Annotated in this window: 11 protein-coding genes; 1 reads left to right on the plus strand and 10 read right to left on the minus strand. The window is 37.0% G+C overall.

Annotated features, from left to right (window positions below; all coding sequences use genetic code 11):
* Positions 1-360: 360 nt before the first annotated feature.
* From LV92_RS09970 to LV92_RS10005, 8 genes are all read right to left on the minus strand, one after another.
* Positions 361-1,059, minus strand: a complete 699-nt coding sequence (locus LV92_RS09970) for a hypothetical protein (protein WP_146613529.1) — start codon at positions 1,057-1,059, stop codon at positions 361-363.
* A 2-nt stretch (positions 1,060-1,061) separates the two neighbouring features.
* Positions 1,062-5,861, minus strand: coding sequence for a BspA family leucine-rich repeat surface protein (locus tag LV92_RS09975; RefSeq protein WP_111623483.1), 4,800 nt, complete (start codon positions 5,859-5,861; stop codon positions 1,062-1,064).
* 149 nt (positions 5,862-6,010) lie between these two features.
* Positions 6,011-6,463, minus strand: a complete 453-nt coding sequence (locus tag LV92_RS09980) for a GNAT family N-acetyltransferase (RefSeq protein ID WP_111623484.1) — start codon at positions 6,461-6,463, stop codon at positions 6,011-6,013.
* On the minus strand, positions 6,453-6,872 hold the full coding sequence (locus LV92_RS09985) for a hypothetical protein (protein ID WP_111623485.1): 420 nt from the start codon (positions 6,870-6,872) through the stop codon (positions 6,453-6,455). The genes LV92_RS09980 and LV92_RS09985 overlap by 11 nt, the downstream gene beginning before the upstream one ends.
* A 4-nt stretch (positions 6,873-6,876) precedes the next feature.
* Complete coding sequence (locus LV92_RS09990; RefSeq protein WP_111623486.1) at positions 6,877-7,170, minus strand: hypothetical protein; 294 nt, start codon at positions 7,168-7,170, stop codon at positions 6,877-6,879.
* Positions 7,163-7,519 (minus strand): 5-carboxymethyl-2-hydroxymuconate Delta-isomerase, encoded by a 357-nt coding sequence (locus LV92_RS09995; protein ID WP_111623487.1) that lies wholly within the window; start codon positions 7,517-7,519, stop codon positions 7,163-7,165. The genes LV92_RS09990 and LV92_RS09995 overlap by 8 nt, the downstream gene beginning before the upstream one ends.
* 102 nt (positions 7,520-7,621) lie before the next feature.
* Positions 7,622-8,830 carry an MFS transporter gene (locus tag LV92_RS10000; RefSeq protein ID WP_111623488.1) on the minus strand — a complete coding sequence of 403 codons (1,209 nt, stop codon included), beginning with the start codon at positions 8,828-8,830 and terminating at the stop codon, positions 7,622-7,624.
* A gap of 47 nt (positions 8,831-8,877) precedes the next feature.
* Positions 8,878-9,381 carry a lipocalin-like domain-containing protein gene (locus LV92_RS10005; protein WP_111623489.1) on the minus strand — a complete coding sequence of 168 codons (504 nt, stop codon included), beginning with the start codon at positions 9,379-9,381 and terminating at the stop codon, positions 8,878-8,880.
* Between the two features lie 105 nt (positions 9,382-9,486).
* Here LV92_RS10005 and LV92_RS10010 point away from each other — a divergent pair, with 105 nt between their 5' ends.
* Positions 9,487-10,380: a LysR family transcriptional regulator gene (locus tag LV92_RS10010; protein ID WP_111623490.1), complete on the plus strand. Its 894-nt coding sequence runs from the start codon at positions 9,487-9,489 to the stop codon at positions 10,378-10,380.
* Between the two features lie 3 nt (positions 10,381-10,383).
* On the opposite strand, the gene LV92_RS10015 is transcribed toward LV92_RS10010, so the two are convergent.
* Together LV92_RS10015 and LV92_RS10020 are read right to left on the minus strand one after the other, a co-directional pair.
* Positions 10,384-10,905: a GNAT family N-acetyltransferase gene (locus tag LV92_RS10015; RefSeq protein ID WP_111623491.1), complete on the minus strand. Its 522-nt coding sequence runs from the start codon at positions 10,903-10,905 to the stop codon at positions 10,384-10,386.
* Positions 10,905-11,930: a DUF4405 domain-containing protein gene (locus LV92_RS10020; RefSeq protein ID WP_111623492.1), complete on the minus strand. Its 1,026-nt coding sequence runs from the start codon at positions 11,928-11,930 to the stop codon at positions 10,905-10,907. Before LV92_RS10020 ends, LV92_RS10015 begins: the two co-directional genes overlap by 1 nt.
* Positions 11,931-11,938: the final 8 nt, after the last annotated feature.

Here is an 11,938-nt window from a genome sequence, read left to right on the forward strand (position 1 = left end):
TGATAGACCAAAGGTATACGTACGCTATAGAAATATGAAAGCAAATAGACAATGGCTGGATTTCTATCTATGAATATTAAAATTTAACAGATTAAAAGGAAAGGGCTACTAGTAAATGTTTGGTATTACCAGTTGTAAACCAAGAATGTTTGGTTGTAGTGTTCACTTACCGCTTCCTGTTAGAGAATTAAAAGATCAGTGGTTTTAATTACTATGACCTTTCCTTCCCAACTGAAATAGCTTTGGAAAGCCTTGTAATGAGAACTTTTTAATATTTTTTTAAGGGAGATACCATTTATTGGGTAAGAACCTCAAGACGAAATTACCCCTAGGAAATCCAAATTAGATATACTTTCCCGTCTATTCTGGAGATATGGCACTGAATTCAGATATAGAATAATTCCCAGAAACGTCCTTACTTATAACTTGAACGGTATATAGCATATTTGGAGAAGTTGCTATGGGATCCAGCGTGTCAACAGTTAAATCAGTAAATTCCGCAATGGTCTCTCCCTCTTCCTTCACCACAACATCATATGTCAAAACATCACCATCCTCATCTTTGCCAATCCATGAGGTATTAAGATCGGCGGTGGTAACATCAAATATAATGGCAATTTCGGCCGCATAGGGCACATAATTACCTACAGGAGTACCTGGAGCGGCAAAAGACATGGAATCACTATTGGTTTGTCCGTCACTGTTTTTTGAGATTATGTTCCATGTATATACCTTGCCTCTATTCAGTGTCACTTTAGCTACCAATGCATTAAATATATTTCTAAAAACCTCATTACCACCTTCGTTCACCACCAATTCATAATTCTGGGCATATTCTGCTTCCTGCCAGCTAAAGGAAATACTTACTTGAGCGTCGTTCCCTGAAACCGCTTCATAGTCGGAACAAGGCTCGCCGTTTACTGGTAAAATTCCAATTGCTTTAGTAGGAGGATTAACTTCTTTGACTATTGGTTCTTTTGCACTATCACTGCCACCACTACAGGAAAATAGTAGAGAGGATAAAACTAAAATCGCATTGATTATAATTGATTTTGTCATTTTCATTTCTTAATGATCTTTATTGATTCCCCTGTATTATCAGTTCTTATTTTAAGTATATACAAACCTGATTCCAAAGAAGAGATATCCAAAATATTTGTCTGTTGTTGGTAATCCATTACTTTGATCAATTTCCCTTCTAAGCTGTAAATCATTACATTAAAGAAATTTCCTTTACCTAAAAGGTGAATGTAATCCGAGGAAATCGTTGGGAAGACCTGTATGGAGTCACCTATATAGAAACTGTCGGTAATGTGACCTTGGCAATCGCTCTCTCCGAAAATGGAAACATCTGTTTTACCAGATAGACCGTCTATAAATATGGTTTGATCTCCAAGATCGTCAAAAGTGAAATTCATTAGCTGTCCGTTCACCAGTACCTCATATTTTTTACTACCCGAAACGTTGTAGGAAACAGTTCTTGCTGTAAGGTCCAACGCTTCTCTTTTTCCACTTACAGAAGTCAGCCCATTAATGGCAACGCCATAAGTTTGTTGAAAGAGAATCTCAGGAATAGCAATGGTAACAGTATAGGAACCGACAGGCAATTGATCAATTTTAAAGGGTTCATGGGATGCAACGCTTTTAAATTGATTGGAAATTCCTTCGCCCGAAATGGATATATCCAGCAAATATTCTGTTTCATTCATAGATATTTCAATACTCCCATCGTTACTGCCCGTACAACTTGGCGTTAGGGCATAAACCTTAACACCGTCTGAAGGTACAATATCACAACCATTACTATTGACTTCCATGCCTGGTCGGGTACTCAAACATAGATCATACTGGTCCAAAACTCCATCCAAGTCATTGTCTTCGTTACAATAAGGAACTTTACCGCCATCTGTTATGATCCAACCATAATTATCAATAAGGCTTTGCCTTGCTAATTCTCCATCGCAAAACTGGCTGTTATTCATAAATAATAAAACATTGCTTTGTAACGCCGGTATATTGCTCCAACCAATAAGGGTTTTGTCATAGTTTTCTAATGATAGTCCTCCACCAGAGAAAAGATGATCCATCGTTGTAACCATACTTACATCCCATTTTCCTAGGTTCTGGTCAAAGGAAGATGCCCCATTGAACATTCCTCCAATAGAAGTCACTTTGCCCATATTCCAATCTGAAATATCTTGATTAAAAGAAGTAGCTTTTCCAAACATACCGCTCATATCGGTAACATTTGATACATCCCATTGGTTCAAGGGCTTGTTGTACGAAGTAGCCTCGACGAACATTATAGCCATTTGAGTTACACTGGAAACATCCCAAATGTTTAAAGGCTGATTAAAACTAGTTGCTCTTTCAAACATTCCACTCATATCCGTAACAGCACTTACATCCCAACTCGATATATCCTGATTAAACGCCTCTGCCCCTGCGAACATTACGTTCATTGATGTCACGCTTGAAACATCCCAATTTCCGATATCCTGATTAAAGGACGTTGCACCCGAAAACATAGCGCCCATATGTTGCACATTACCAACGTTCCAAGAAGAAATATCCTGGTTAAAGGAACTAGCTCCTCCAAACAAGGCATGCATTGATGTTAGGTGATCAACTTCCCATTTCCCGACTGGCTGATCAAAGGCTTTGGCACCAACAAACATACCGTCTATGAATTCAACATTACCCATATCCCAATTGGAGATATCACTATTAAAATTAATTGCATCGGAAAACATGAATGATAAATAAGTGGCATTGGAAACATCCCAATCACCTATATCCTGATTAAACAGGCTTGCCCCATCGAACATATTGCCGAAATTTGTAATAGAGCCTACCTTCCAATCGGAGAAGGAATCATTTCCTACCAAGGCTTCACAAAACCTGAACATCCCAATTGCAGAACTAACCTTTTCCAAATTTGGAATATCGGTAGCCAATACATCTAGATTAGAGCAGTGTGTGAAAGCATTATCCATGGAAGTCCATTCCCCTAAACCCCACTGGTCTATGGAAACAATTTTGTCCGAATCTTGGGTCGTTCCATAAAAATCATTAAAGTATATTCTAGGAAATTTCCCGTATATGGATACTGTATACGTTCCAGGTACTGCATATTGGTGAGTTATATTTCCTGTAATCCCTTTATCAGTGTTACCATCGCCCCAATCTACAGAGTAATTGTAGATTTCACCTGGAGCTGTAGGAATACGTATTCTATCATCACTGGTAGCACCAGGGTTATCTGTCTTCCAAGTAGTTACAAAATGACAATCGGTGTTGGCACCTGCATCGGAAATAGTCCAGCCATAGGTATCGATAATTGCTTGTCGGGCCCAATCTGAGCTGCAATATTGGCTGTTTCCAGCATCAAAAACCAGATTATTTTGAAGATTGGTTAAGGCGCTCCAACCTTTTAATAGACTATCATAGTTTTTTGTTGATAAAGTAACACCGGATAAAATAGATGTCATATCTACAACATTACTTACATCCCAATTTCCCAGATCTTGATCAAAAGAAAAAGCTCTTCCAAACATCCTGGCCATATCGGTGACACTTGAGACATCCCATTCCCCTATGTCTTGATTGAATAGGGGAGCGTCATAAAACATGACGGCCATACTAGTGACATTTGAAACATCCCATCCATCTAGCCTTTGGTTAAATGCTTGGTTACCCAAGAACATTCCTTCAGTTCTTTTAACATTGGAAACATCCCAATTTGAAATATCTTGATTAAAACTATTGGCAGAATTGAACATGTAACCCATATCATTGACTTTAGATACATTCCAATCTCCTATGTCTTGGTTAAATGAACTGGCACGGTTAAATAAGCCCGACATACGAATAACATTGGATACATTCCATGAAGAAATATCTTGATTAAAAGAATAAGCTCCTGCAAACATGGATCCCATGTCCGTAACATTATCAACATACCAATTGCTTATATCCTGGTTAAATAAAGGGCAGTCAATAAAAACACCAAACATCCCTGTTATATTGCTTACATCCCATTCGGAAAAACTAGCATTGCCAATTAATTTGGTACACCCTCTAAACATGTAACCCATATTCCTGACATTGGATAAATTTGGGGTATCGGTAGCTAGGATATCTAAATTTGAGCATTTTGTAAACGCATCTTCCATTGAAGTCCAGTTTATATCTCCCCATTGATCAATAGATATAAGCTTCTCATAGTCCTTTATTTCATCAACGGGAAAATAGTTGAAATACATTCGTGGAAAGTTACCTGTAATGGATATTTCATAAGTACCAACTGCGGCATAGGAATGTGTTATGTCCCCTGTTACATTGGTATTAGAGGACCCATCCCCCCAATCAATGGTATAATTATAGGTTTCACCCGGAAAAGTTGGAATAGTGACTTGGTAACTATCAGAAATACCGGGGTTGTTGGTCTTCCAGGTACTAATAAATGGGCAGTCTTCCCCAGCATCGATAATTATCCAACCCTTGGTATATATTAAGGCTTGCCTTTCTGCAAAAGACTTGCAAAAACTACTATTACCTCCATCAAATACCAAATTTGGTTTTAATGATGGTATACTGCTCCATCCCTGAATTAAACTATCGTAATTTTTTGAAGATAATTTTACCCCAGTGAATATATTATTAACATTTTCTACATTTTCAATATTCCAACTTCCCAAATCCCGGTCAAAATTACTTGCCCCATCAAACATAGAGGCCATGTTGGTTACCTTACCAACATCCCAAATCCCGATTGGCTGATCAAAAACTACGGCATCCATGAATAGTTCCGACATGTTCGTTACATTGCCAACTTCCCAATTTGAAATATTTTGATTAAAGGATGATGCGCCCCGGAACATAGAATTCATTAATGTTACGCTCTGTACATTCCAATTACTGATATTTTGATTAAAATTGGTAGCCCATCTAAACATGGCATCCATTCGTTCCACCTTGCCAACATTCCATGAGGACATATTTTGGTTATATGATGTACTCTGCTGGAACATACTGCGCATATCAGTTACTTTGGACACGTCCCAATTATCAATTTCTTGATCAAAAGAACTTGCTCCACTGAACATATACCCCATATTTGTTACAGAACTCACATCCCAATTTCCTATATCTTGATTGAATGAAGATGCCCTTGAAAACATGCCACCTATAAATGTTGCCGAACTTAGAATCCAATTGTTTAAAGGCTGATTAAACTTGGTGGCACCATTGAACATGGAGTTAAAAGATTGTACATTAGAGACATTCCAATTATTCAATGGGCTATTGAATTCTTTGGCATCGAAGAACATGGTACCCATGTCCGTAACATTACTCACATCCCAGTCATTAAAAGAAGAATTGCCTACCAGATCACTACATTCACGGAACATAGCTTGGACACTGGTGACATTCGACAAATTCGGCACATCGGTTGCATTGACATCCATGTTTGCACACCCATAAAATGCTCCTGACATGGAAGACCATACTATGTTACCCCATTGCTCAATGGCAAGTAACTTCTTCTCATCGGCAGCAATTGGGTTTCCCGTCTCGTAGTTAAAATAAATTCTTGGAAAAACCCCAGTAATCGAAACTTGATAGGTTCCCGCACTGGCATAGGTGTGGGTAATATTCCCCACAACATTTAAATCCGAGGTGCCATCTCCCCAGTCCACTGAATAATCATAGTTTTCTCCGGGATAGGTTGGAATTGTAATCTGGTTATCCTCTGAAATTCCTGGATTATTCGTTTTCCAGGTCGTGATGAATTCCGATTGTGCAGAAACGGCAAAATGGAAAAAGCTCAAAAGAGCTAAAAAGTAGATTTTTTTCATGCAAGGGTATTACGGTACCAACTTACATTTTGTTTCTGACATTTCAATGACCTCTCGTTATTCTGTCTGCTTTTTCCTGTTAAATGTTCTTATGTACAACAATATAAATCAACATCATAAGGTCTGGATTCGCTTTAGTAATGATATAATCAGAAATGCATCTTCATCCCTTCATGGCTGTCGCTAAACCCAAGTTTTGTATAAAAAGCTATGGCCAACGGCCTTTTCTTGTCCGTGGTTAACTGCAATATATGGGCATTTCTTTCTTTTGCTCTATTTATGGCCCATTTAAACATTTTGGTTCCAATGCCCGTTCCCCTTTGATCCTTCCTAATTCTCACAGCTTCGATCTGGGCTCTTACACCACCACGATAGGTGAGGTATTGGATAAAGGATAATTGTAAGGTGCCTACCACCTCCCCCACTTCATTTTCCACAACTATAAGTTCCTGGTTGTTATCGCTATTTATGTTCGCAAAAGCTCTATAATACTCCTCTGGCAGGGGTGTTTTGAAATTCTCCCTTGTTTTTCCCAACTCATCATCGGCAATCATTTCTACGATTGCTATAACATCGTTCTCTGTTGCTTTTCTAAATTTCATTTTTATTTCTATTAACTGTTTCTTTAAACTTTTCTACCATTAATATGTACAAAACCAATATAAAGGCCATCCCAAATCCTAAAACACCAATATTAATTCCCAATAATGTTTTTTCACTTCCATCCAAATATTTCATGGAACCACCATAAGCATTCTTTAAGCCATAAGCCAATAAGAAGCCCCCTGTTACCAATAAACTTAAAATACCACTAATCTTGGTTTCCTTTTTAACCCATACCAACCACAGACATAGCAACCCTATTCCGGAATTTGTAATTAATTGCCATACCTCATGAATTCTAACATGGGGAGTCCAATTGGGATTGAAAACATGGGTTTCATTAATTTCCAAAAAAGGAACCACAATGGCATAAAGAAGGATACTGAAGGTAATTATTGATTTTCTCATGTAATTATAAATTATCATACAATTTTTCAGTGGCCTTTTTTAGATCAGCACTTGGTAGAAACTGATCTGCTATAGTAAGTATGGCATTCATATTATCACGCAATCTATCTGATTCAATATCACCTGGTTTGATAGCTGTCTGCAATAAATGTAGTGCCATATCCGCCAGAAGCATACGCTGTTTATCCAACCACTCCGTATCACCTTTATTCGCGGGATTATTCAAATAACTAGTTTCAACTTGACTATGCAACTCCCAACTAATATCCAATATTTTTATTTTTTCTTCTTTAGTCATCTTTTTTAATCATCGATTTATTAAAATAAGTTGCCTCTTCAAAATCTCGGATGTTCATGGATAGAATCGGAACTTCCGGAAACATTTGCTTTAATTTGGTTACCAGTGTTTTTGATAACAAAGCTTTTTGATGTACCGTTCTCCCTTCCATAATATTGGCAAAAATGTGAACAAAATCATTGGTAGAGTTCCCTATATTGTAATACTTAAATGGATTGATCCTCACCTTTATGTCTCCAGGGTCAAAAAGTTCGGTAGACTCGGCGGCATCATAGACATATTGCATAATCTCCTGAGGTGATTTTAATGAAACAATGTTTTCCGAACAATCTATTATAAAATGTGGCATATCTTCTATTTTTTTAGTTCCTGTAGCAAAGATGCTTTTAAAAAGTAAAAATATATTGTTCTAGAGGGAGAACTATTTGTTCCAAAAGCATTGTTATCTCTTCTAAGCAGTTGAAGAGAGCAATCTTACTTTTTTAGGATTTAAATTGGGCAAGAAATAGCAAACAACGCCTATTAAAGGCAGGAAAGAACAAATTTGATACACAAAATAAATCGAGGTGTAGTCTGCCAAAACCCCAATTATTGCGGATCCAATAGCGGCGACCCCAAAAGCAAAACCGTAAAACAAACCAGAAACTACCCCAAGTTTGTTTGGCATCAATTCTTGGGCATATGAAATAATTGCCGGGAATGCAGAGGCCATTATCAACCCTATAATGACCATAAAAATATCGGTATAAATAAGATTCACATAAGGTAACATCAATGTAAACGGTATAGCCCCCAAAACAGAAAACCATATAGCATATACCCTTCCAAATTTATCTCCAATTGGTCCCCCAATGACAGTTCCCAACATATAGGAAAATAAATAGACAAAAAGATGTATTTGAGCTTGCTCTATGGTAAGGTCAAACTTTTCAATTAAATAGAAGGTGTAATAATTGGATAGGCTTGCCGCATAAATAAATTTTGAAAAAATTATTACCAACAGTATACCGAATACCAATTTTGTTTTTCTTTTGGAAAAGCCGACACTTACCAATGGGGAAATTATTTTTCTTGATTTAACACCGTCCAAATACCTTTTATACCAGACAGTAATTTCCTTAAGCACCATCAACCCCAAAATTAATGGTAACATAAATACAATAATTAAATCCTGAGAATCCGGTAAAACAATAAGAGCTACCATCAAAGGAGCTAGTGCGGTCCCTAAATTACCTCCAATTTGAAAGATTGATTGTGCCACTCCTATCTTTCCGCCAGATGCCAGGTTGGCAATTCGACTGGATTCTGGATGAAAAATGGCCGAGCCCCCACCCATTAAAATACAGGCTGCAAGTATCGCGTAAAAGCTATTGGCATAAGACAACAACAAAACCCCAAAGGCAGATAAGCCCAATCCATAAATCAACGCATATATTTTGGGGCGTTTGTCAGTATAACGACCCACTAATGGTTGCAATAGGGAAGCAGTAAACTGAAAAGCAAAAGTTATTAATCCAATTTGTATGAACGATAGCTGATACTTTTCTTTTAATAAAGGATAAATGGAGGGTATAACACCCTGAATTAAATCGTTGATAAGGTGAGCAAAACCAATAAAATAAAGGATGCCAAACGCAGCTTTTGAATGATTGTTGATCATAATACCTAATTAAAATTCGGGATGTATTCCATGAACCCCCATAGTCTTTAATTTCTCTTTTTCCAAACCACCTCTGCTATTACAGCATTGTCGCCTTGTGTGGTATTTGTTACCTTGTATGTCAGCACTCGATTATGACAGCTAAAAGCTCTTTTTTGAATCTTATTTTCCCAATTAGGAAAGGATGCATGTACAATATTAAAAGCTATTATTCCAGTACTGGGATCTACGGAGTATCTGCCGTAGTGGGCATTAAAACCTTTAACTATTGCAGCATTTTCTTCAGCCGTACTGGTGTTTTTGTTGCCAGATGCTATTAGTGGTCTGTTCTTCTTCAATATTTGAATGGCATAGTTTCCGTCTGCATCAAATATTAATAATCCATCAGGATTTTGACCATAAGGCTCAACCTTGTTCCCATTTTCATAAATGTTGGTGATGGATACGAGGGACCAAGAGCCAATAAATTCATTTTCCACTTCGGGCTCCACTTTCTGTCCAAATACTCCTACATGGAAGAATATGAGACATAAAATAATTGTTTCTTTCATTTTTTAAATATTAGATGTTTTTATTTGAGACAAAGTTCACGATAAGTTCTAAATTTGTAAAACGTTATTTTTCGATAACATCAATCGATAAAACCGATTAATAAAATGGAGTTAAGACAGCTAAAATATTTCTTAAGAGCTAAAGAATTGTTGAACTTCACAGCAGCCGCATCAGAGTTGCATATAAGTCAAAGTACATTATCACAGCAGATAAAACAATTGGAAATTGAATTAAGTACTCCGTTGTTTGAACGCATTGGAAAGAGAATAAAACTTACCGAAGCTGGGGAATTATTTCATGACTATGCCTTAAAAAGTGTTACTAGTGCCAACAACGGTTTTCAAATGTTAAGGGATTTAAATAATATGGAAACCGGCGAACTGAAAATTGGGGTCACTTTTGCATTAAGGCAAGTGATAGCTACAACGGTAAAACAATTTTTAGCTTTATACCCAAAGATTTTGGTGCATATTGTTTATGGTACTTCTGAAGAACTTCTACAAAAATTAGACAATTTTGAATTGGATTTTATTTTGTCCTTTGAAGAGTTCGAAAAAAACAATAGTCACCAATACCAGCCATTATTTGATTCCCCTATGGTGTTAATAGGTTCCCCTGAATCTGACTTAAAGAATGTTAAAAAGATAAGAGTAAAGGATATTGAGAATTTACCGTTGGCTTTACCTGCCAAAGGATTCAGTACTCGAAAGTACATTGATGACGTTTTTAAAAATAAGAATTTAAATTTAAATATTTCTATAGAAGTAAACGATATCCCTATGCTTTTGGATCTGGTAAAAACAGGCAAATACTATACAATTTTAGCAAAAACAACTATTCAAGATTACGACTCAATAATAGCCGTCCCTATTATTCAACCCCCTTTGATGAGAAAGGGGATGATTATTTCCGTCAAAGACATCTATGAAAAAAGAGCTGTAAGCGAATTTTATAAAATTATTGACCAATATACAAACTCACCCTCTCCCGTTTCCTAAATCCTAATTATTTGTCAGCAGCTGCCCCAACTGATACTTACGTTCTATTAATGACTTTCCGAATACCTTTGTTTTTACTTCTTGTTCTAGTACATATCCGTGCTTTTGGTATAATCCTGCAGCAGTATCCAATTCATCAGTGGTCCAGAGGTAAGAAGAAGTGTAACCACATTCCCTATAGAAATCCATAAAAAGACCCATTAATAATTTGCCAAGACCCAATCCTCTATACTTACTTTCCAAATAGAAAAATCGTAACTGCGCTGTTCTATTCTCTCTATGCTGCAGAAAAATACTTCCAATGATCTTGCCCTTATGCTCACATAGCCAAACCCCGTCTTTATTGGCATCATAATTTTGGTAAAACTCACAGATTCCTTTTGCCACATAGACATCAAAAGAAACCCCGTGATTGTATTCCTTGGCATACATTGCTCCATGTCTGTATATTATATAACCTAAATCTCCAGGATAGATTACAGTTCTAATGGCTATTTCCTCTAGTTTAATCGTGTTAAATTTCATTATTGTATAGTTATTATAATCCGATCGGCAATTTGCTTTGCGGTTGTTATTTGCGAAAGGTCTGCATATAAACCACCATTTTTTCCAGAATAATGGCCGTGACCTATGAGCTCCATCAATTTATAGGTCTTTGCATCAAAATCCTTGGGAGCTATTTCGGTGGCATATATTAAGGATGGTTGACCTACCTGTCCAGAGCCTGAATAAATTTCGTCTTCAGGAAATTTGTCCTTCGTATAAAACTCGTTCCAATCATAGGATTGATTCAACTCCATCAGTATATTATAATTCCCCTTTGCTATTTCGCTATTGGCGTGGATTATAAAATTGCCTGTAGGTGTTGCTCCGGAATTGGCATCAATATCTGCCGAGTTGCCCATGGGCATGTAGAGTCCGTCCTCCGCCTTAATACCCCGTTTGTGTGCCCAATACGGCAAAGACTCAGGACGCCGTAACACTGCCGGTTCCCAGTCATTATTTATTTTTTCACCAAAATCAAAGGTACTGGATGCTATGACCCTTGAAATATATAGGGTTTGGACGTAATTACCCGACATATCCTCGATCCAAATAGCAAATAAAGGATATTGAAATGCTTCTCCCTTTTTTAATTCCACACTTATAGACCTATCTCCAAGAGTATTTTCCAAATCAATAATCTGATAATCGAAGTTGGCCTCTTTCTTTCCCAGTTGTTCATTGCGTATCCCATTCCCAAAGGCATATAAATTGTTCAATATCGGGTAATCAAAATACAGTCCAAGAGTAATGATTATTGCAATGAGCAACATTAACGGACTTTGTAGCTTTTTAAATTTTGACAATCGCTTGGCCGTAATGTAATTCTTCAAAGGCTTCTTATTGTTGACCATATGAAAAACCATGGCCAAAATGAATAGTATGGCAAAAAAGGTATGAATGGCCGCCACACTTTTCTCAAAGGGTCTGAAATACATCAATATACCAGACCCCGCTAAGAGAAATAAAGAAATTAGCAAAATTATGCCCAATACACGTCTATCCATTACCCAAT

Source organism: Arenibacter echinorum, assembly GCF_003259375.1.
In the GTDB taxonomy this organism is placed as follows: Bacteria; Bacteroidota; Bacteroidia; order Flavobacteriales; family Flavobacteriaceae; genus Arenibacter; species Arenibacter echinorum.

Coding starts and splice junctions, on each gene's coding strand:
- LV92_RS10020 (WP_111623492.1), bottom strand. CDS start 11,930: ATGGATAGACGTGTATTGGGCATAATTTTGCTAATTTCTTTATTTCTC.
- LV92_RS10000 (WP_111623488.1), bottom strand. CDS start 8,830: ATGATCAACAATCATTCAAAAGCTGCGTTTGGCATCCTTTATTTTATT.
- LV92_RS10015 (WP_111623491.1), bottom strand. CDS start 10,905: ATGAAATTTAACACGATTAAACTAGAGGAAATAGCCATTAGAACTGTA.
- LV92_RS09970 (WP_146613529.1), bottom strand. CDS start 1,059: ATGACAAAATCAATTATAATCAATGCGATTTTAGTTTTATCCTCTCTA.
- LV92_RS09980 (WP_111623484.1), bottom strand. CDS start 6,463: ATGAAATTTAGAAAAGCAACAGAGAACGATGTTATAGCAATCGTAGAA.
- LV92_RS09985 (WP_111623485.1), bottom strand. CDS start 6,872: ATGAGAAAATCAATAATTACCTTCAGTATCCTTCTTTATGCCATTGTG.
- LV92_RS09975 (WP_111623483.1), bottom strand. CDS start 5,861: ATGAAAAAAATCTACTTTTTAGCTCTTTTGAGCTTTTTCCATTTTGCC.
- LV92_RS09995 (WP_111623487.1), bottom strand. CDS start 7,519: ATGCCACATTTTATAATAGATTGTTCGGAAAACATTGTTTCATTAAAA.
- LV92_RS10005 (WP_111623489.1), bottom strand. CDS start 9,381: ATGAAAGAAACAATTATTTTATGTCTCATATTCTTCCATGTAGGAGTA.
- LV92_RS10010 (WP_111623490.1), top strand. CDS start 9,487: ATGGAGTTAAGACAGCTAAAATATTTCTTAAGAGCTAAAGAATTGTTG.
- LV92_RS09990 (WP_111623486.1), bottom strand. CDS start 7,170: ATGACTAAAGAAGAAAAAATAAAAATATTGGATATTAGTTGGGAGTTG.